The organism is Flavobacterium coralii, assembly GCF_019891545.1.
Classification (GTDB): Bacteria; Bacteroidota; Bacteroidia; order Flavobacteriales; family Flavobacteriaceae; genus Flavobacterium; species Flavobacterium coralii.
Window position 1 is genome coordinate 335,148 of record NZ_JAHDIU010000003.1, and the last position, 18,784, is coordinate 353,931.

The following is an 18,784-nucleotide window of genomic DNA, read 5'->3' on the forward strand; positions in this document are numbered from 1 at the left end:
GTAGTAATATATATCGAAATAAAATAATTCCTTCTTTACATTTTAAAGAAGGAATTATTTTTTAGTGCCTGTTCAAGATTGCCGTATTCTTTGAGCAGTACCGGATTTTCAAATGACTTTGCGTGTCTTTCGTGGTGTACGTCAGACCCGCAAAAATCAATCATATCATCCTCAATAAGTTTCTTTGCAATATCGAGTACCGGCTTGCCATAATAGCCTGTAACCGACAACAGGTTTATCTGGAAAAGGCATCCTGCTTTCTTTAGTTTTTTATATTCGTCTGTATTTTGCAGGTAGAACAGATATCTTTCGGGATGTGCCAATACGGGCTTGAAGCCTGCCACCTGAAGGTCGAAAAGTACCTCATAAAGCTTTAGCGGCGCGTTCAGGTAAGACATCTCTACCAAAACATAATTGTCCTTAAGTGTAAGCAGTGCTTCGTTGTTAAGTAGCTTTGCAAAAGTATCGTCTATTATATATTCAGCAGCGGTTTTAAAGGGTACTCCCGCATCTTTAAAAATGGGCTTTGTACTTACCTCTTTTTTAAGGATGTCTTCTTTGGTGTTGTTCCATACTCCTGTAAGTACATGCGGAGTAGTAATAAACTGGCTGAATCCGTAACTTTTTAATGTGCTGATCAGGCTGGTTGTATCTTCTTCATTTTTAGCGCCATCATCTATGCCCGGCAAGAGATGCGAATGTATATCTACATAACCATCAGGAATGATATCGCAAAGCCTTTTCTTAGGTTTCTTAAAAAACAGCATCGTTTATTTTATTTAAATAAATATAGTTAAACGCTTTTAGTACGTTGGTTTATCCGCAAAACGCGAAGTAATGTAACAGTATTAAGCGCAAGCAGCGGTAAAACAATTAGCAGGTGCGGCTTGTTCAGCATAAAAAGTATATAAATCGCAAAGCAGGCAAAGAGTATATAGCAAAGCGTCCTTACTGCTTTCGCTTTACCAGCAAAGATTGCTATAACCAATAATAAAAACAATGGGTTAACAAGCAGCGCATTATAGTTTTGTGAAATTTCATCATGGAAAGAGTAAAACCCTACCGTGCAGAAGAACAGGCCTATTAGCCCTGTAATTGCCATATAGCTTAATCTTATAACTTTATATCGTGTTAGCCACATCAATAGTAATATAGAAAGTGCATAGCTGTAAAAGCTATTCCAGAAGGTAAATGACTTCACCTTTGGCTGTGCCGCATTTACAAGCGCTGCCTGCGTAGCAAGCGGTTTTCCATTAATACTGGTGTTAGTTATACCTTCTAAGAGTTCCTGAGGCAGGAAAAGCTTATCGCTTATCTTGTCTGTTTTATATCCGAAAATAAGGTTGATGCCAAGATTCTCGTAAAAGTGGTTATCCAGGTAACTGTAAATAATTTCCCTGTTGGTTTTACCTTTGTCTGATGTTTCATCTGATATTTTACCCTCTATATTAGCTGCAATAATATCGGCAACCATAGTTGTACAGTTACGGTCTATAAACTTATAGGTATAGAACCTGCGGTCAGACAATAATATACTGTTTAGCTCATTTGCTATGCTTTGCTTTTGTTGCTGGGTTAACAGTAACTCCTGCTCCTGTACCGAGCGCCCGTAGTATTCGTATTCCTGTAAAAATTCTCTGTAAGATGTTACCGATACAAAATATTGCAAATCGCCCTTTACAAACTTCAGGTAAAAATTAGGAGTGCTGAAGTCGAAAGTACCAAAGTTGTAAACAATATCTAATCCCCGTCCACTATCAGCAACACGAATGGCCGTATGCCCGAATGTAGAATACAGCTCATCGCCGGGGCCACAGGTAAGCAGTGTAACTTTTGCCTGGTCTGTAAGCTCAAACTGTGCCTTTGCTGTAAAAGGTAAAAAACAAATAGTGAATAGCAGCAGTACAAATAAGGTGCTTCGCATTGGTTTAGGTTTTACCGTATAAAGGTACCTAAATCTACCTTAAGTGAGAAAATATTTGAATAAAGTGCTGCACTTTGGTCGCCAATATCTGTAAGGGCATAATCTACTGCAATACCTTTGTATTTAAACCCAAGCCCGATATTGGGCTGAAAGCTCAGTTTTTCTGAATTATCTATCTGGGTTATATTCTGGAAATTGCCGACACCTGCACGAAGGTAAACAAGGTCTATATAGCCAAACTCAAAACCTATGGCGGGGTCTATACTCACAATTTCAGAAGATATGATATCATTGGTCTGTGCAAACTGCATATTAAGGTTTGCAGCGGCAAGTATGCTGTAATCATATCTGATTATAAACTTCTTAGCAAAGCCAAGCTGCGCTTTAGGTAATGTAATTTCAGAGGTTTCAGGCAATTCCTGATTTTCACCGGGTATAGCACCGGCTATGGTTTCATATTCTTCCTCGTTAATATTCCATACATTATAGGTAGTGGTAATATCGCGTAGCATAAGGCCAATCATCCAGTCATTTTTTGTTTGATACTGGAGGCCAATATCAAAACCAAACCCCCATGAATCTGCAAACTTACCTATCACCCTTCGGATAACCTTGGCATTTATACCATAATTAAGCCCATCCAGCGGTAAAGAGCGCGCATATGAAATGGTAAAGCCATAATCAGCGGTAGAGAACAGGCTGATGCGGTTGTAGTCGATGTTACCTTCATCGTCTATAAGCTGGGTGGTATTCAGGATGTCATCTACACCAAAGCGGATAACAGAAAATCCAAAAGCCGAACGGTTGTCTATAGGCATGGCATAGCCCGCATAGTCATACTGTGCTATGTTGGCAAAGTAACTGGCATGCATTAGCGCTACCTGCTTGTCTTTTACCTTTAGCAACCCTGCCGGATTCCAGTAACCCGAGTTAACATCGGCAGTATGGGCAGTAACGGCATTGCTCATACCGAGTGCCGCTGCATCTACGCCTATGTTCATAAACTCGTTGGAGTATTTCCTTACAGACTGCCCGTAAGTAATTACGGGTAAAAGAAATGATAAAAAAATTAAAAACCTGTTCAATGCTGTTAATTTGTGCAAATATGACATAAAATTCTCAATTACTAAACTCCATTTCAATTAACTTATTGTGTTAACTTTGTGCTTATAAAAAATTACATGCTATGCCTTTAAGGAAACACGTTCCGAACATTATTACATTACTTAATTTAACTGCCGGCCTTGTTGCCCTTGTTTATGCTTTTGACACTAACCTGCAAATGGCATTTATATGGGTATGCATCGGTATTTTTCTAGATTTCTGGGATGGTTTCTTTGCACGTATCTTAAATGCACAAAGCAAAATCGGGTTACAGCTCGACTCGTTAGCCGATATGGTCACGAGCGGTGTGGTGCCGGGTGTTGTAATGTATAAAATGCTGGAGAATATATACGAACTCAGCGAAACCTATGCGCCTGATAATTTTTATATGAACCTGCTGCCCTATATTGGCTTTATAATAACTATAGGCTCATGCTACAGGCTTGCTAAATTTAATGTTGATACACGCCAGACCGACTCCTTCATCGGTTTGCCGACTCCTGCAAATGCGTTGCTTATAATAAGCCTTCCGGTTATTTTAAATCATTCAGACGGTACCGGGTTTGTTTTCGATATGCTTTCTAATCCTTATGTACTGGTAGGCATTAGCCTGCTTAGCGCATTTTTGCTGAATGCTGAAATTCCGCTTTTTTCGCTTAAGGTGAAATACTTTAACTGGGAAACAAATAAGATACAAATCTTCTTCTTAGTACTTTCGGTGCTATTACTGTTCTTTTTCCAGTATCTGGGTATACCACTGATTATATTGTCATACGTTATCCTGTCGGTATTCAATAATAAACTTTCCGAAAAAAAGGCAGTATAGCATGAAGCGCCCTGCGCCACCTAAAAAAGTAACAGCAGCGAAGAAAAAGCCTATAGCCAAGCGCAGGACTACACACAAAAGCAAACAGCCTGATGCCTGGCAAAAAGCAAAGCGTTGGGTTATTCTTGTTTTTATTGCTGTATTAGTTGTTGCCGCATACAAATACCATAACGGGCTGCTGTATTACCTCGGGTTTAAAACTGATAAAAATATAGATGCACTAACCAAAGAAGAACGAAAGCTTGCCGACCTGCGTATTTATGAAATTGTGGGGCGAAACAAGGATAAAGTATTTGGTATTGATGTATCGCACTACCAGGGACGCATTAACTGGGAAGAATTACAAAAGGCAGAAGAAGAATTTCCGCTGCATTTTATATTTATGCGTGCCACGGCAGGTAAAGATGGTAAAGATACCCGTTTTGCCCACAATTGGAAGAAAGCGGGAGAGAATGGCTACATTCGCGGTGCGTACCACTACTACAGACCCGACGAAAACTCACTTGCACAGGCAGAGCATTTTATAAAAACTGTTAAACTGGCTAAAGGCGACCTGCCCCCGGTACTTGATATTGAAAAGATACCTAACCGACAGAGTATGGACAGCCTGAAAGTTGGCCTGCAACGCTGGCTGGGCAGGATAGAGGCGCATTATGGCATGCAGCCGATACTGTACAGTGGTGAAAGTTTTTATACTGATTTCCTTAAAAAAGAATTTTCCGATTACAGGGTATGGATAGCCAATTACAGCTTTTTTGAGGAAGATATAAAAAAGGAATGGCTGTTTTGGCAATTTACAGATCAGGCACAAATAAAGGGTATAGAAGGGAATGTAGATGTAAATATTTACAACGGCAGTTTGGAAAGCCTCCTTACTCACGTTAAAAAGTAAATCAGCAGTTACCTTTGTTCTTGATGATATCGGCCAGCAGCTTTTTCGCCCTTAGCAGTTTTACCTTGATGTTATTAAGCGGCTCATTAAGCTGGTTTGCAATTTCCTGATAGCTTTGCTCCTGAAAGTATCGTAGCTGTATTACTTCCTGGTATTGTGGCTTTAGCTTTTTAATACACTCCAGCAGCCTCGAAAGGTTTTGTTCCTGTATCAATTCATCTTCAGCAGATGCCGACTCGTCAGCAATATTATAGGCGCGCCTGTCATCGTCCTCGCTTATATCTACAAATAGCGAAGAGCGCTTTTTGCGCAGCATATCTATATGCACATTTTTGGCAATGGCTATAAGCCAGGTGTTAAAAGCATACTCAGGATTATAGGTACTTATCCGGTCAAAAGCCTTCGAAAAAGTTTCTATAACAATATCCTCGGTATCGGTTTCATTCTGGGTGCGTTTCAGCATAAACCCATAAACCTCATTCCAGAAAAAATCAAGGAGAAATGTAAAAGCCACCTGGTCGCCTGTTTTGGCTTTGGCTATATTTTGCTGTATAAGCGCTGAATTTATTTCCAATGTACCGGTTTTGAAAACATATTGGTAAAGAAAACATTTACCCTTGTGAAGATAAGGATAATTTCTATAACCGGAAACCAGTACACCACATCTTTTTCTTTCAGTTTAGCAGCACTGTACCCAAAGGCAATCCAGCTGCACAGGTAGCGCAAGGCTATAACAGGCACTACAAACATCCAGTTATATTGCAGGGCAAGCAGTACAATAAGCAGTATAAAAAATAATACCTGGCTGATGTTGAACAGCTTTAGCTGAAACTTATCTGAAGCCCTGAAAAACGATGCCGTATACTCCTGCCTGCGCTTTTGTATAAACCATGCTTTATAGCTTTTTTTAGGCTCGCAATAGGTAAAACTGTCAGGTGTAAAACAAACGGTTGTGTTATGCTTGCGTGCTGCCTGGTTTATAAAAAGGGCATCTTCACCCGTGCGGATGCTCATGTGGTCTATAAAACCGTTTACCTTGAAAAACTCTTCTTTTTTATAGGCAAGGTTACGGCCTTCGCCGGTGTAGGGCCTTCCCAGTTTAGCCCATGCAAAATACTGCGTTGCGGTAAGCACGGCATCAAAACGAATAATTTTATTAAGGAACGAGCCTTTAATTTTTTCATAAGTCCCGTAGCCCAACACTATAGTTTTTTTAAGAGTAAAGTGTGAGCTCATCTGCGAAATCCAGTCTGCGGAAGCAGGGTAGCAGTCACCATCTGTAAAGAGCAGGTATTCTTTAGAGGCTGCTTTTATACCCAATGTAAGCGCATATTTTTTATTCCCCCAAAAGGCTTCGTTGTTTTCTACCTTAACCAGCCTTATGTTAGGATACTGTTTTTCAAACTCCTCAAAAACATCCAGTGTTTCGTCAGATGAAGCGTCGTCTATAAGCACAAGCTCAAAGTCGGGGTAATTCTGCGCTGCCAGTAGCGGAACAAACTGCCTTGCTTTTTCGGCTTCGTTCTTAGCACAATAAATTACCGAAACGGGAATTTTTTTAGGATTGGATTCTTTGGGTTTGGAAAAGGCAAACTTTCCGAATATACCCAGATAGTAAACCAGTTGCAGTACGGTTATACCCACAAACACATAGAAAGTAATGTCAAGCATAAAAGGTGATGGCTGTTTTCTACAGCCGCAAAATTAGTTAAAAGTAACAAAGCGGTAAGCTTTCGGCTTTTAGTTTTTTATAAAAAATTTGATTTATCAACTAAAGCTGAAAGTTATATGATATTTACTTCGGCTTCTATTTGTATGCCAAACTTTTCAAAAACTGTTTCCTGTATTTTTTTTGAGAGTTCCAATAGCTCTTTACCGGTAGCGTTGCCATAATTAACCAGTACAAGTGCCTGTTTGGTATGTACACCGGCATCGCCAAAGCGTTTGCCTTTAAAGCCGCTTTGCTCTATAAGCCAGCCGGCAGGTACTTTTACCTGACTTTCAGATACTGCATAATACGGCATCAAAGGATGCTCAGCCTGTATTTTTTCAAATAAGGCTTTAGGCACTATCGGGTTTTTGAAAAAGCTTCCGCTGTTGCCCAGTTCTTTAGGGTCGGGCAGCTTACTCTGCCGTATGGCTATTACTGCATTGCTTACATCTTTAATAGTGGGTACAATTATACCTTTATCAATTAATTTGTCTGTAATATCTCCGTAGGCAGTATTAATTCTATGCTCATCAGTAGTTAATCTGAACGTTACAGAAGTAATTATGTATTTGTCTTTCAGCCTGCCTTTAAAAATACTTTCCCTGTAGGCAAATTCGCATTCTTCTTTTGTAAAGGTTTTGATTTCCTGTGTTTCTATATCCATTGCCTCACAAGATTCGAAAGTGTCTTTTATCTCAGTGCCATAGGCGCCAATGTTCTGTATTGGGGTTGTGCCCACATTACCGGGAATGAGTGACAGGTTTTCCAGCCCGCCCAGGTTATTCTCTATACAAAACAGTACAAACTCATGCCAGTTCTCGCCTGCCATTGCTTTAACATGCGCATACCCGGTTTGTTGTTTGGTAATTTGCTTTCCTTTTATATTGATATGGATAACAAGCGCATCTATATCCTGCGTAAGCAGCATATTGCTGCCACCGCCCAAAATAAAAAGCTTTCTGCCTTTGTTTTCCGCAAGAACCGTTGCAAGTTCTTCTGTAGTTTCTACCGATATAAACTCTTTAGCGTATGCGGTTATGCCAAATGTATTGTACTCTTTTAAATTAAAATTGGTGCTGATTTGCATGGTTTGTAATTTGAGCGCAAAAGTAAGCTATTTATTCGGTGGTAAGCCCACGGTTTATAAACTCCACCAAAGGTTTTAATACCAAAAGCTTTTTAGAAGTTTCTGCCACAAAATTTTCGTTCTCAAGTTCCTTATCGGTAATTTTTGCTGTTGCAGTAAAGCTTTTCAGCTTAAGGAATTCTATTGCCGGATGGTCTTTAGGATAATCTTTAGGTGCGGTTTTTAGTGTATTGTTTTCGTCACGGTCAAAACCTGCATATATCTTTTTAAAGTTTTTATCTGCAACTATTTCTTCAAGGTCTTCATAAAATCCGGCTATTTCACGGCGTGTTTTTTTCAGTTCCTCTGCCTGGGGGCAATAAAGCCCTCCTGCAATAAAGCTTGCTCCTTTTTCTATATGGACATAGTAGCCAGCCATGTTATTGTGTTTGCTGCCAGCCGAAAACCACATGCCCATATTGGTCTTGTATGGCGATTTGTCTTTACTGAACCGTATATCGCGGTTAATACGGAAGGTACAGTTCTTAAATTCAAGTTGCTGTAATGATGAGTCGCCTTTACCCATTTCAGCTATAAAAGCCTCTGTAATGTTTTTGTAGGCTTTTTTATATTCATTATAGCGTTTTTGGTTGGCCTGAAACCACTCGCGGTTGTTATTGTTTTTCAGGTCAGTAAGAAAATCAAGCACTTCAGTTGGTATTGCCATATTATTTTCTGTTTACAGGATTAAGGGAGGTGTGCAGTACACCAATGATAATTATCGAGTCTTCTTTTACGTAATAATGAATCAGGTAAGGAAAAACAGACACAACTGTAGTACGCACATCTTTATATTGGGTAACTGCTGCGTCAGGATTTTTTCTCAAAAAAGATACTTCGTCCTTTATGGTCTTTAAAAATCTTTTTCCGAGTCCTTTTTGCCTGCTTTCATACCATTCCGCAGAAGCTTTTAATTCAGCTTTTGCTTCTTTAGTAATAATTACTTTCAAGACTACAGGTCTTTGTCGAGTTCATCTATTGTTGCCTCAAAGTCCAGTAATTCGGTCCTGCAGTCAGTAATACTTTCAAGGCGCCTGTCAATTTCCTGCTTATGCCAGTCAGGTATTTCTGTAATCTCACTTTCAATACCTTTAAATTTTTTCTTAAATGACAGCCATTCTTTAATAGGGATAAAAACACCTGTTGTTTCTCCTTTGCTGTCTAATATATACTGAAGGTTCATGATGATAAGTTTTTACGAATTTAATTAAAAAACATATCTGCTACAAGTCTGCTACAAGTTAAATATCCTGTAGCTCTGGTGGGTAGCTTTTACTATGTTTTCGGTACGATCCGGGTGGGTGTCAGATATAAAGATTTGCCCGAAGGTTTTATTGTTGATCATCTGTACAATTTTTTCTACCCGGGTTTCATCCAGCTTGTCAAAAATATCATCAAAGAGCAATATCGGCAGTACACCGCTTTGTTTTTTGATGAACTCAAATTGTGCGAGTTTAAGCGCTATAAGAAAAGATTTCTGCTGCCCCTGCGAGCCAAACTTTTTTATGGGATGCTCCTCAATCTCAAAAGAAAGGTCGTCTTTATGTATGCCTGTGCTTGTATATTGCAATACCCTGTCGCGTTGCAGGTTTTCATCCAGCAGGACAGAAAGCGGCTTTTCAGAAAGCTGGCTGTCATACTTTAATGTTACTGTTTCGGCAGAACCTGTAATGTTATGATGATGGCTGTTAAAAATGGGTATAAAATCCTGTAGAAACTGTTTGCGTTTTTCAAAAATAGCATGGCCTAACGCTGCCATCTGCTCATTATAAATACCAAGTGTGTCTTTATCAAAAGTATGGTTCAGGGCAAAATACTTTAAAAGGGCGTTGCGCTGAGACACTATCTTTTGGTAATTAATGAGTTGTTGCAGGTAAGCGGCATCAAGCTGCGATATAACACTGTCTATAAACTTGCGGCGGGTTTCGCTGCCTTCCGTAATAAGGTCATTATCGCTGGGCGATATCATTACAAGCGGAATAAAGCCTATGTGTTCGCTGAACTTTTCATAGGGCTTGCCATTGCGCTTCAGTACTTTTTTTTGTCCGCGTTTCAGGCTGCAAACAATATTTTCATTGCGGCCTTCTTTTTCAAAAACACCGTCTATTACAAAAAAATCTTCGGTGTGTTTTATATTTTGCAATGCAAGCGGGTTAAAGTAGCTTTTGCCATAGGCAAGGTGGTACACCGCATCGAGCACATTCGTCTTGCCTACCCCGTTTTTGCCCACAAAACAGTTTATTTTGGCATCAAACTCATAATCTGCCTCGGCAATGTTCTTATAATTGAGAAGTGATAATTTCTTTAAGTACATTATGAAATGGCTTCTGATTGTGAGAACCTTGTATAAATTGGCGGTAATTAATAAGGAAGCCGCAAATTATCGAAAAATATCGACAAAAAGATATTTTATTATTGAATAAAAATTTTATTTTTGCGGCTCATAAAATTATAATAAATGGCTACTTATAACAAAAGAGGATATAAAGCTCCTAAACCGGAAGAGGTAAAAGAAGTTGAACCTGTTGAGGAAACTTTTGATGATAACAGTACTACTGCTGAGGTTTTTGAAAGTTTAGACCAGGGTGCTTCCAAAACGGAGGAGTGGGTTGAGAAAAACCAGAAAATAATCTTTTCATTAATTGGTGCCATTGCCGTTGTTACAATAGGATATCTGCTTTACAACAAGTTTGTTGTAACACCAAACGAAGAAGAAGCTGCCAATGAAATGTTTCAGGCTCAGCAATATTTTACACAGGCTGTAGATGCACAAACAGCTAACGATTCTTTATATAACCTTTCGCTTAACGGCGGAGAGGGTAAACTGGGCTTTCTTGGTATTATAGATAATTATTCGGGTACTGATGCTGCCAACATTGCACACTATTTTGCAGGTATGGCTTACCTTAACACAGGCAAATATAAAGAGGCGGTTGCACAGCTTGACGAGTTTTCTACAGAAGATGAAGTGCTTAAAGCAATGGCTTTTGGTGCTAAAGGGGACGCTTTTGTACAGGTAAACCAGACAGAAGACGCGCTTGAGTATTATGTAAAGGCTGCAGATGCAAGCAAGAACGACCTTACAAGGCCACGTTTCCTTTTCAAGGCGGGGCAGGCTGCTTTAACGCTTAATAAAAAAGAAGATGCACTTAAATATTTCCAGGAAATAAAAGACAGCTACACCGCATCGCCCGAAGCTACTTCTATAGACGGTTATATTGCAATGAGTGAATAAGCACTATGGCTACAGCAAATAAGAATTTATCAGAATATGATAAGAACACAATCCCAAACGCGAAAGGTTTTCGGTTTGGGATTGTTGTTTCAGAGTGGAATACCAATATTACAACGGGGCTTTATAATGGCGCTGTTGAAGCACTATTAGACTTAGGTGCTAACGAAGCAGACATAACCCGTTGGGATGTACCCGGAAGCTTTGAGCTGATATACGGCTGCAAGCGCATGATACAAACCCAAAAGGTAGATGCTGTTATAGCTATTGGCAGTGTTATACAGGGCGAAACCAAGCATTTCGATTTTGTATGTGAGGCTGTATCGCAGGGTATAAAAGACCTGAACGTGCAGACGGATATACCGGTAATTTTTTGTGTACTTACCGATAATAACCTGCAACAGGCAATAGACAGGAGTGGGGGCACTCACGGTAATAAAGGTACCGAGGCCGCTGTTGCTGCAGTTATAATGGCCAACCTGAAAAGAGAAACCGAATAGTTACAGAAAATGTAATACATGATATAAACCTTCCTGAGAACAGGGAGGTTTTTTGTTTTAAAAAGCTGTTAAAGTTTAATTGTCTTGCAGGATAATTCTTGCTGCTGCGGCTAAAATTGCTATTTTTATATTGCTATAGTTTAAGCAGTACAATGTTTATGAACAAACTTACTTCCCTGTTCAACCTTCATGAAGGTGAAGACGACCGCGAAAAGATCTTTGAAAGCGTAAAGAAAAACATCAGCTATCGTGGAGCAAACCTCTGGATACTCGCCTGTGCTATTATAATAGCCTCTATAGGGCTTAATGTTAACTCTACGGCGGTAGTTATAGGTGCGATGCTTATATCGCCGCTAATGGGCCCTATTGTGGGCGCCGGGTTCGCGCTGGGTGTTTATGATTTCAGCCTTTTGCGTAAATCGTTACGAAACCTGCTAAACTCTACTTTGGTAAGCCTTACGGTATCTACCGTTTATTTCTTTGCCAGCCCTTTTAAAGATGTACAGTCAGAACTGCTGGCACGTACCTCGCCTAATATCTATGATATTCTCATTGCTTTTTTTGGTGGTATAGTAGGGGTTATTGCTGTAACCCGTACCGAGAAAGGAAATCCGATACCCGGCGTAGCCATAGCAACAGCGCTTATGCCACCTTTGTGTACTGCAGGTTACGGGCTTGCTACATGGCAAATCAGCTATTTTTTAGGTGCTTTTTACCTGTACTGTATTAACTGTGTTTTTATAGGTATCTCTACCTTTTTTATAGTGAAATACTTAGGTTATCCTGCCGTAAAGCAGGTAAACGAAAAGCAGCAAAAACAGGTACGTATATCTATTACTGTCCTGATAATTGCTATGCTGGTGCCAAGCAGTTACCTTGCCTATTCATTATACAGGCAGCAGCAATTTGCTAAAAATACTAACGATTTTATAAACGATGAGTTTACCAAAAAAGGTTATACGGTTGTTTATAAAAAAACGGACTACAATACCAATCCGAAGCTGCTTGAGCTTGCTTTCCTGTCTAAACGGTTTGAAAAAGAAGAAATTACGAGACTGGAAAACCAGATAAATCAAAACAAATACCTGCGCGGCACTCACCTTGTAATAAGGCAGGACAGCACCGACAGGCTGCGCGCCCTTAAAGGCGATATCCTTAATGAAATTAAAAGTACCGAAAACGAAATTGACCAAAAAGATCTCCGTATTGTTGCACTTGAAAAGCAGATAGCACAAAATACATTTGACAATCAGAAGCTGCTGAAAGAAGCCCAGGCAATTTTTCCAAAAATTACATCGCTGTCCGTATCTAATCACAGTATGGCTACCGCAAAAGACAGTGCTTTTGTGGTAACAGCAGTAATTTATGAAAGCCCGGAAGTACTACCCGCAGCTGACAATGAAAAGTTTCGCAACTGGATGAACCAAAGGCTTTCTGTAAAAGATGTGGCTGTATTCAGGCGGGTTGTGCCTCCTGCGCCACAACCCACTACCAACAAATCAGGTAAGAAAGCTAAGAAGTAGCTACTGCTGCTTTTTTACGCTGCTTTTTGTTATATGCACTAAGTATAACATAACCGAATACTCCTGAAAGTACAGATGCGGTTAATACGGCAAACTTGGCTTCGTTCTGAAAGAATTCACTTTTAAAGGACAGTAGTGCAATAAATATCGACATGGTAAAGCCTATCCCGCCGAGCAGCCCAAGCCCAAGTACATGTGTCCAGTTAGAGCCTGCAGGCAGTTCGGCGACCTTTAGTTTAACCGATAGCCACGACATTAAGAAAATACCTATTGGCTTACCTAGAAATAAGCCTAATACAATACCAAGGCCCAGGTTGCTGGCAAGCCCTTCTACCATACCATCCTCAAAAGTTATGTTGGTGTTGGCTATAGCAAAAATGGGCATTATTAAAAAGTTAACCGGTTTGGCAAGCATGTGCTCCAGCTTTTCCAGCGGAGATTCGGTAGCATCGGGTGTGGTAGGCAGCGTAAGCGCGGTAAGTACACCTGCAATAGTGGCATGTATGCCCGAATGGTGTATAAAATACCACATGAAAATTCCGGGAATGATATAAAACAGTATATTTTTAACCCCCGCACGGTTAAGTATGATCTGGAACAGGAATATACCTGCGGCATACATAAGGTATGTCAGGTGCAGGTTAGTTGAATAGAATATTGCAATAACAAGTATAGCCATAAGGTCATCTACAATGGCAAGGGCGGCAAGAAATACCTTAATGCCCGAAGGTACTTTATCGCCAAGCAACGAAAGGATGCCAAGCGCAAAGGCTATATCTGTAGCCATTGGTATGCCCCAGCCGTGAATAGTATCAGGCTCTGCGTGATTAAAAAAGGTATATATAAGCGCCGGTACCACAACGCCGCCTATGGCTGCAAGCACCGGCAAAGATGCCTGGCGCAGCGATGAAAGTTCGCCTTCTACAATTTCACGTTTAATCTCTAAGCCTACAAGCAGGAAAAATATAGCCATAAGGCCGTCATTTATCCATAAAAGTACCGGGTAGCGCAGTTGCACCGAATCGTTTGCAAAGCCAATTTCTGTACTAAGCAGCTCATTAAAGCCTTCGCCTGCACCGGTATTGGCTATTATTAAAGATAGTACCACACAAAAAAGCAGGATAATACCACCTGCCGAAGAGGAACGAAAAAATTCCTTAAACGTTTTTAGATTGATCAGTTTTGCCATAGTCGCAAAATTACGAAATCATAGTGTATTTCATGTTATCAATAAGTTTAGTAAGCCAATTTTTACACTTTTTAACATTTATAACTTTCAATTCGGTTTTTAAAGGGGTAACTTGCAAATTGTGTAAAAATAACCTTATAAAATGATAAAAATTCAAAAATATTCGAAGGATGAGCCAATGTCAGATCAGGAACAGAAAAGGACAGTAAATTTCCTGTTTAAAAGCCTTGAGCAGTACGGAGATCCTGAAAATGATATACATAAGGCAATACAATATGCCATGAATACATTGCACGCCAACCGCGAAACCGGCGGGAATGTTTTAACTGCCGAAACCGATGGTAAAATAGTGGGTGCAGTTGTGCTTAACGAAACCGGTATGGGCGGGTATATACCCGAAAACATATTGGTTTATATTGCAACCGACCCGAATTACAGGGGGCAGGGCATAGGCAAAAAACTGATGCATGAAGCTATTGGTGCCGTTAATGGCGACATAGCGTTGCACGTAGAGCCTGATAACCCCGCGAAAAAGCTGTATGAAAGCCTCGGTTTTACTAATAAATACCTCGAAATGAGATTTAAACAGGTAAAGTAATGGCATTTATAACCTTAGACACCAAAAAACTTAAAAGCAATTTTGACTACCTGAACGGCTTTTTCAAAGAGCATAATATAGACTGGTCGGTAGTTACAAAAATACTCTGTGGTAACCGTGATTATTTGGCAGAATTGCTTAAAATGGGCATCAGCCAGTATTCCGATTCGCGGATAAGCAACCTCAGGGTAATAAAGAGCATCGACAAGAATGCCCAGACCATTTATATAAAGCCTCCAGCAAAGGGGGTTATTAAAGATGTAATTAAATATGCCGATATCAGTATGAATACTGATTTCCGAACGATAGAAATGCTTTCTAAAGAAGCTAAAAAACAAGGCGTTACCCATAAGATTATCATTATGATCGACCTTGGGGAGTTAAGGGAAGGCGTAATGCGTGATGATTTCATAGACTTCTACTCACGGGTTTTCCGTATGGAGAATATAGAGATTATTGGCTTAGGCACTAACCTGTCTTGCCTTTATGGTATTTTACCGAATAATGATAAGCTGATACAATTAAGCCTGTATAAGCAACTGGTTGAGGCAAAATTTAATGTAAGCATCCCTTTTATATCCGGGGGCTCTTCTGTAACCATCGCTTTGGTTCAGCAGGGGCTTATACCAAAAGGCATAAACCACTTCAGGGTAGGTGAAACGCTTTTTATGGGAACTGATGTATACAACAACAACCGTTTTGAGCATATGGAAAACGACATTTTTAAGCTGTATGCCGAAATAATTGAGCTGTATGAAAAGCCTGTAGTACCAACCGGTGAATTAGGTACCAACCTTGAAGGCGATACTTTTAATTTTGAAGAGTCGGACTATGGTAAAACTACGGTTCGCGCCATAATTGATATTGGGTTACTGGATATCGACATGAAACATCTTGACCCGACAGATACTGATATTAAATATGCGGGGGCAACCTCTGATATGGTTGTGCTTGACCTGGGTGAAAACCCTAAAAATTATAAAGTGGGTGATAAAATTGAATTCACTATGGACTATATGGGTATAGTGCGCATAATGAATTCAAAATATATTGAAAAGCGTATTATCAATACACCTGACGCTGTAGCCGCTATTTAACCTTGTCTGTAACAACTTTATAGGTAGGGTCTTCTATAATATTTACATCAACAACTGCCCTGGCATTGGCTAAAAGGCGCCTGCTGTCTTCACTCAGGTGGCGCAGGCGCACGGTCTTGCCAGCTTTACTGTATTTGGCTGTAAGTTTATTAATGCTCTCAATAGCCGACATATCGGCAATACGGCTTTCCTTAAAATCTATTATTATCACATCGGGGTCGGCTTCTACATCAAACTTTTCCATAAATACAGTTGTAGAAGCGAAGAAGAGCGGGCCGTAAATTTCGTAATGCTTCACACCTTCGCTATCCGTATAGTGGCGCGCACGAATGCGTTTTGCGCTTTCCCACGCAAACACGAGTGCCGATATAACCACGCCAATAAGTACTGCCAACGCAAGGTTGTGCAGCCATACTGTTATAACGGCAACCAGTATGCCGGTAATAATATCATGCTTCGGCATTTTGTTGATGATGGAAAAGCTTGCCCATTCAAACGTGCTGATTGCTACCATAATCATTACCCCAACAAGTGCGGCAATAGGCACTTTACCGATTATGGGTGCGCCAAACAAAATAATCAGCAATATGGTTAGTGCGGCAACTATGCCCGCCAGCCTTGCACGTGCCCCGGCAGATAGGTTTACAAGCGTTTGTGCAATCATGGGGCAGCCGCCCATTCCGTAAAAAAAACCGTTAAGTATGTTAGCGCTGCCCTGTGCTACACATTCGCGGTTGCTATTGCCGCGTGTGCCTGTAATTTCATCTACAAGGTTAAGTGTCAGCAGCCCTTCGGTAAGGCCAACGGCAGCCATGATAAGCGAATATGGGAATATAAGCTGCAATGTTTCAATATTAAACGCTATCTCCGGCACATGAAAAGGAGGGAAGCCACCGCTTACAGAGGCTATGTCTTCTACAGTTTTTGTTTCTATACCAAAACCGAACACTATTGCAAATACTACCATTATGGCAACCAGTGATGCAGGTACTGCCTTTGTGAGCTTTGGCAGCAATACAACAATAGCAATGGTTAACGCTACCAGCCCCGCCATTATATACAGCGTTGTGCCTGTTAGCCAACCGCATCCATCGGCAGATTTAAACTGCTCCAATTGCGACATAAATATTATTACCGCAAGCCCGTTTACAAAACCATACATAACCGGGTTGGGTACCAGCCTAATAAATTTGCCCAGCTTAAACACCCCTACAAGTATCTGCAATACGCCTGCTAGTGCTACTGCCGCAAAAACATACTCAATGCCGTGCGACTGCATCAGTGCGATTAATACTACTACCGTTGCACCCGCACCGCCCGATACCATTCCGGGCCTGCCGCCCAATACTGCAGTAACCAGCCCCATTATAAAGGCTGCATACAACCCCACAAGCGGTGGAAAGCCAGCCAGTATGGCGAAAGATAGCGACTCCGGTATCATGGTCATGGCTACGGTAAGCCCTGCCAGGATTTCATTTTTATAGTTTACTTTTTGGGAAAAATCAAAAAAGTTAGATAATGCTTTCATACTGAAAATTAAAGTTAAGTCCATGCAATACCGCTAATGGGCTAATGCATATCATTTGTATTAAATACTGTTGGTTAATGATGTTTCTGTTTACCGGGTTGTAAATCAGGGCGGAGTAACTTTAATAAAGTGTGCAGTACTTTTCATGACGGCAAAAATAAATCCTTTTTAAGAGGCAAACTAATTTTCCCTGAATTTTTGGTGGTTAAATTATTTATCGTAATATTGCGATATAGTAATAAAGTAATGGGTATATCAAAAACAGAAGGATTTACAAGTCTGCAAAATGAGCTTGCAGCTACAGCAAAAGCGTTAGGGCATCCTGCACGCATTGCTATTATAGAGCACCTGCTCAAGGTTAACACGTGTATATGCGGCAACCTTGTGGGGGAGTTGCCACTTGCGCAGCCCACCGTTTCGCAGCATTTAAAAGAACTCAAAAACGCCGGGCTGATAAAAGGCTCTATAGAGGGTACATCGGTTTGTTATTGTATAGACGAAGCAGGCTTTGCCAAAATAAAATCATTTTTTGAGCATGTACAGCTAACGCTGAATCAAAAAAAGAACGAATGTTGTTAATACTATATATGTTATGAAACTATCTGATATAAAAGTAATTCTTGAAACGGTCACTAATGTAAACTTTATGCTGGCGGATGGTACTTATGTGCCTGAACATTTTCATGTTACAGAAGTAGGTGAAGTAGCCAAAAAGTTTATTGACTGTGGCGGAACGGTGCGTACCGAAACAGTTGTAAACTTTCAGCTTTGGGATGCTGATGATTATGAGCACAGGCTTAAACCGGCCAAACTGCTTAATATAATAAAGCTATCTGAAGAGGTTTTGGGTTTAGCCGATAATGAAATAGAAGTAGAATATCAGGGAACTGAAACCATTGGCAAGTACAACCTCGATTTTAACGGTACCGATTTTATACTGCTTCCTACCAAAACGGCTTGTCTTGCACAAGACCAGTGCGGGATAACGCCAAAAAAACAAAAAGTGCAGTTAGGCAGCCTTTCGGCTACAGGAGGCTGCACACCCGGCGGCGGCGGTTGTTAACTAAAAATCACATATAAAAATGAAGAAAATTTTAGTACTCTGCACAGGTAACAGTTGCCGGAGCCAGATAGCCGAGGGTTATTTAAGGCATTTTGCAGGCAACAGGGCACAAGTTTACAGTGCCGGTGTAGAAACGCACGGGGTAAACCCCAAAGCCATTGCCACAATGCAGGAAGACGGTATAGATATATCCGGGCATACCTCTAACCATGTAGATGAATACAGGGATATTGAGTTTGACTATGTTATTACCGTGTGCGATAATGCTAAAGAAAACTGCCCTTACTTTCCTTCAAAAGCAGAGCGTTTTCACTATAACTTTCCCGATCCTGCCAAAGCACAGGGAACTCCTGAAGAGATTACAGAGGAATTCAGGAGAGTGAGGCAAATGATAAAAGACTATTCCGAAAATTTTATTCAGCAAAATAATATTTAAAAATCTGTTAGCTGCCTTAAGGTGCACTTATTCGT

The 18,784-nt window shown here is 40.4% G+C and carries 22 protein-coding genes; 10 read left to right on the forward strand and 12 right to left on the reverse strand.

The features are described 5' to 3' along the window. Positions 1-35 precede the first annotated feature (35 nt). Genes KJK34_RS06705 through KJK34_RS06715 form a run of 3 tightly spaced genes read right to left on the reverse strand, consistent with a single transcriptional unit; the run spans position 36 to position 3,009 of the window. Positions 36-767: a tyrosine-protein phosphatase gene (locus KJK34_RS06705; RefSeq protein WP_223053084.1), complete on the reverse strand. Its 732-nt coding sequence runs from the start codon at positions 765-767 to the stop codon at positions 36-38. A gap of 26 nt (positions 768-793) precedes the next feature. After that, on the reverse strand, positions 794-1,924 hold the full coding sequence (locus KJK34_RS06710) for an Lnb N-terminal periplasmic domain-containing protein (RefSeq protein ID WP_223053085.1): 1,131 nt from the start codon (positions 1,922-1,924) through the stop codon (positions 794-796). An 11-nt stretch (positions 1,925-1,935) separates the two neighbouring features. Further along, positions 1,936-3,009: a putative type IX sorting system protein PorV2 gene (locus tag KJK34_RS06715; RefSeq protein ID WP_498366260.1), complete on the reverse strand. Its 1,074-nt coding sequence runs from the start codon at positions 3,007-3,009 to the stop codon at positions 1,936-1,938. Between the two features lie 101 nt (positions 3,010-3,110). Here KJK34_RS06715 and KJK34_RS06720 point away from each other — a divergent pair, with 101 nt between their 5' ends. Further along, positions 3,111-3,854: a CDP-alcohol phosphatidyltransferase family protein gene (locus KJK34_RS06720; protein WP_223053086.1), complete on the forward strand. Its 744-nt coding sequence runs from the start codon at positions 3,111-3,113 to the stop codon at positions 3,852-3,854. 1 nt (position 3,855) lies between these two features. Further along, on the forward strand, positions 3,856-4,746 hold the full coding sequence (locus KJK34_RS06725; RefSeq protein WP_223053087.1) for a glycoside hydrolase family 25 protein: 891 nt from the start codon (positions 3,856-3,858) through the stop codon (positions 4,744-4,746). 1 nt (position 4,747) lies between these two features. On the opposite strand, the gene KJK34_RS06730 is transcribed toward KJK34_RS06725, so the two are convergent. The 7 genes from KJK34_RS06730 to recF all read right to left on the reverse strand — a co-directional run bounded on the left by KJK34_RS06730 (position 4,748) and on the right by recF (position 9,897). Beyond that, on the reverse strand, positions 4,748-5,320 hold the full coding sequence (locus tag KJK34_RS06730) for an RNA polymerase sigma factor (protein WP_223053088.1): 573 nt from the start codon (positions 5,318-5,320) through the stop codon (positions 4,748-4,750). Next, positions 5,311-6,417, reverse strand: coding sequence for a glycosyltransferase (locus tag KJK34_RS06735; protein ID WP_223053089.1), 1,107 nt, complete (start codon positions 6,415-6,417; stop codon positions 5,311-5,313). Before KJK34_RS06735 ends, KJK34_RS06730 begins: the two co-directional genes overlap by 10 nt. A gap of 113 nt (positions 6,418-6,530) precedes the next feature. Next, the gene (murB, locus tag KJK34_RS06740; protein ID WP_223053090.1) at positions 6,531-7,544 is read right to left on the reverse strand and encodes a UDP-N-acetylmuramate dehydrogenase; all 1,014 of its coding nucleotides are present in this window, start codon (positions 7,542-7,544) and stop codon (positions 6,531-6,533) included. Positions 7,545-7,575: 31 nt separating this feature from the next. After that, positions 7,576-8,250 carry a DUF2461 domain-containing protein gene (locus KJK34_RS06745; protein ID WP_223053091.1) on the reverse strand — a complete coding sequence of 225 codons (675 nt, stop codon included), beginning with the start codon at positions 8,248-8,250 and terminating at the stop codon, positions 7,576-7,578. A 1-nt stretch (position 8,251) separates the two neighbouring features. After that, on the reverse strand, positions 8,252-8,533 hold the full coding sequence (locus KJK34_RS06750; protein ID WP_223053092.1) for a type II toxin-antitoxin system RelE/ParE family toxin: 282 nt from the start codon (positions 8,531-8,533) through the stop codon (positions 8,252-8,254). Between the two features lie 2 nt (positions 8,534-8,535). Next, the gene (locus KJK34_RS06755) at positions 8,536-8,766 is read right to left on the reverse strand and encodes an addiction module protein (RefSeq protein WP_223053093.1); all 231 of its coding nucleotides are present in this window, start codon (positions 8,764-8,766) and stop codon (positions 8,536-8,538) included. 51 nt (positions 8,767-8,817) lie between these two features. After that, entirely contained in the window at positions 8,818-9,897 is a 1,080-nt protein-coding gene (gene recF, locus KJK34_RS06760; RefSeq protein WP_223053094.1) for a DNA replication/repair protein RecF, read from the reverse strand. Between the two features lie 144 nt (positions 9,898-10,041). On the opposite strand from recF, the gene KJK34_RS06765 reads away from it, so the two are divergent. The 3 genes from KJK34_RS06765 to KJK34_RS06775 all read left to right on the forward strand — a co-directional run bounded on the left by KJK34_RS06765 (position 10,042) and on the right by KJK34_RS06775 (position 12,838). After that, positions 10,042-10,818: a tetratricopeptide repeat protein gene (locus KJK34_RS06765; protein WP_223053095.1), complete on the forward strand. Its 777-nt coding sequence runs from the start codon at positions 10,042-10,044 to the stop codon at positions 10,816-10,818. A 5-nt stretch (positions 10,819-10,823) separates the two neighbouring features. Further along, positions 10,824-11,315, forward strand: a complete 492-nt coding sequence (gene ribH / locus KJK34_RS06770) for a 6,7-dimethyl-8-ribityllumazine synthase (RefSeq protein WP_223053096.1) — start codon at positions 10,824-10,826, stop codon at positions 11,313-11,315. A 158-nt stretch (positions 11,316-11,473) separates the two neighbouring features. Further along, complete coding sequence (locus KJK34_RS06775; protein WP_223053097.1) at positions 11,474-12,838, forward strand: TIGR00341 family protein; 1,365 nt, start codon at positions 11,474-11,476, stop codon at positions 12,836-12,838. On the opposite strand, the gene nhaA is transcribed toward KJK34_RS06775, so the two are convergent. Then, on the reverse strand, positions 12,828-14,027 hold the full coding sequence (gene nhaA, locus KJK34_RS06780; protein WP_223053098.1) for a Na+/H+ antiporter NhaA: 1,200 nt from the start codon (positions 14,025-14,027) through the stop codon (positions 12,828-12,830). The genes KJK34_RS06775 and nhaA overlap by 11 nt on opposite strands. A 142-nt stretch (positions 14,028-14,169) precedes the next feature. On the opposite strand from nhaA, the gene KJK34_RS06785 reads away from it, so the two are divergent. Together KJK34_RS06785 and KJK34_RS06790 are read left to right on the forward strand one after the other, a co-directional pair. Further along, positions 14,170-14,625: a GNAT family N-acetyltransferase gene (locus KJK34_RS06785; protein ID WP_223053099.1), complete on the forward strand. Its 456-nt coding sequence runs from the start codon at positions 14,170-14,172 to the stop codon at positions 14,623-14,625. Beyond that, positions 14,625-15,722: an alanine racemase gene (locus KJK34_RS06790; RefSeq protein ID WP_223053100.1), complete on the forward strand. Its 1,098-nt coding sequence runs from the start codon at positions 14,625-14,627 to the stop codon at positions 15,720-15,722. The genes KJK34_RS06785 and KJK34_RS06790 overlap by 1 nt, the downstream gene beginning before the upstream one ends. Here the strand turns inward: KJK34_RS06790 and KJK34_RS06795 are convergent. After that, a complete protein-coding gene (locus tag KJK34_RS06795) occupies positions 15,715-17,250 on the reverse strand; it encodes a SulP family inorganic anion transporter (protein WP_223053101.1) in 1,536 nt (511 codons plus the stop codon). The two genes, KJK34_RS06790 and KJK34_RS06795, sit on opposite strands and share 8 nt — an antisense overlap. Positions 17,251-17,496: 246 nt before the next feature. On the opposite strand from KJK34_RS06795, the gene KJK34_RS06800 reads away from it, so the two are divergent. From KJK34_RS06800 to KJK34_RS06810, 3 genes are read left to right on the forward strand one after another with little or no spacing between them, the layout of a single operon-like run. Then, entirely contained in the window at positions 17,497-17,829 is a 333-nt protein-coding gene (locus KJK34_RS06800) for an ArsR/SmtB family transcription factor (RefSeq protein ID WP_223053102.1), read from the forward strand. A 13-nt stretch (positions 17,830-17,842) separates the two neighbouring features. Continuing rightward, positions 17,843-18,313 carry a DUF6428 family protein gene (locus KJK34_RS06805; protein WP_223053103.1) on the forward strand — a complete coding sequence of 157 codons (471 nt, stop codon included), beginning with the start codon at positions 17,843-17,845 and terminating at the stop codon, positions 18,311-18,313. A gap of 19 nt (positions 18,314-18,332) precedes the next feature. After that, positions 18,333-18,749, forward strand: coding sequence for an arsenate reductase ArsC (locus KJK34_RS06810; RefSeq protein ID WP_223053104.1), 417 nt, complete (start codon positions 18,333-18,335; stop codon positions 18,747-18,749). Positions 18,750-18,784: the final 35 nt, after the last annotated feature.

Coding starts and splice junctions, on each gene's coding strand:
- KJK34_RS06725 (WP_223053087.1), top strand. CDS start 3,856: ATGAAGCGCCCTGCGCCACCTAAAAAAGTAACAGCAGCGAAGAAAAAG.
- KJK34_RS06790 (WP_223053100.1), top strand. CDS start 14,625: ATGGCATTTATAACCTTAGACACCAAAAAACTTAAAAGCAATTTTGAC.
- recF (WP_223053094.1), bottom strand. CDS start 9,897: ATGTACTTAAAGAAATTATCACTTCTCAATTATAAGAACATTGCCGAG.
- KJK34_RS06705 (WP_223053084.1), bottom strand. CDS start 767: ATGCTGTTTTTTAAGAAACCTAAGAAAAGGCTTTGCGATATCATTCCT.
- KJK34_RS06755 (WP_223053093.1), bottom strand. CDS start 8,766: ATGAACCTTCAGTATATATTAGACAGCAAAGGAGAAACAACAGGTGTT.
- KJK34_RS06765 (WP_223053095.1), top strand. CDS start 10,042: ATGGCTACTTATAACAAAAGAGGATATAAAGCTCCTAAACCGGAAGAG.
- KJK34_RS06745 (WP_223053091.1), bottom strand. CDS start 8,250: ATGGCAATACCAACTGAAGTGCTTGATTTTCTTACTGACCTGAAAAAC.
- KJK34_RS06800 (WP_223053102.1), top strand. CDS start 17,497: ATGGGTATATCAAAAACAGAAGGATTTACAAGTCTGCAAAATGAGCTT.
- nhaA (WP_223053098.1), bottom strand. CDS start 14,027: ATGGCAAAACTGATCAATCTAAAAACGTTTAAGGAATTTTTTCGTTCC.
- ribH (WP_223053096.1), top strand. CDS start 10,824: ATGGCTACAGCAAATAAGAATTTATCAGAATATGATAAGAACACAATC.
- KJK34_RS06785 (WP_223053099.1), top strand. CDS start 14,170: ATGATAAAAATTCAAAAATATTCGAAGGATGAGCCAATGTCAGATCAG.
- KJK34_RS06720 (WP_223053086.1), top strand. CDS start 3,111: ATGCCTTTAAGGAAACACGTTCCGAACATTATTACATTACTTAATTTA.
- KJK34_RS06805 (WP_223053103.1), top strand. CDS start 17,843: ATGAAACTATCTGATATAAAAGTAATTCTTGAAACGGTCACTAATGTA.
- KJK34_RS06810 (WP_223053104.1), top strand. CDS start 18,333: ATGAAGAAAATTTTAGTACTCTGCACAGGTAACAGTTGCCGGAGCCAG.
- murB (WP_223053090.1), bottom strand. CDS start 7,544: ATGCAAATCAGCACCAATTTTAATTTAAAAGAGTACAATACATTTGGC.
- KJK34_RS06735 (WP_223053089.1), bottom strand. CDS start 6,417: ATGCTTGACATTACTTTCTATGTGTTTGTGGGTATAACCGTACTGCAA.
- KJK34_RS06775 (WP_223053097.1), top strand. CDS start 11,474: ATGAACAAACTTACTTCCCTGTTCAACCTTCATGAAGGTGAAGACGAC.
- KJK34_RS06795 (WP_223053101.1), bottom strand. CDS start 17,250: ATGAAAGCATTATCTAACTTTTTTGATTTTTCCCAAAAAGTAAACTAT.
- KJK34_RS06710 (WP_223053085.1), bottom strand. CDS start 1,924: ATGCGAAGCACCTTATTTGTACTGCTGCTATTCACTATTTGTTTTTTA.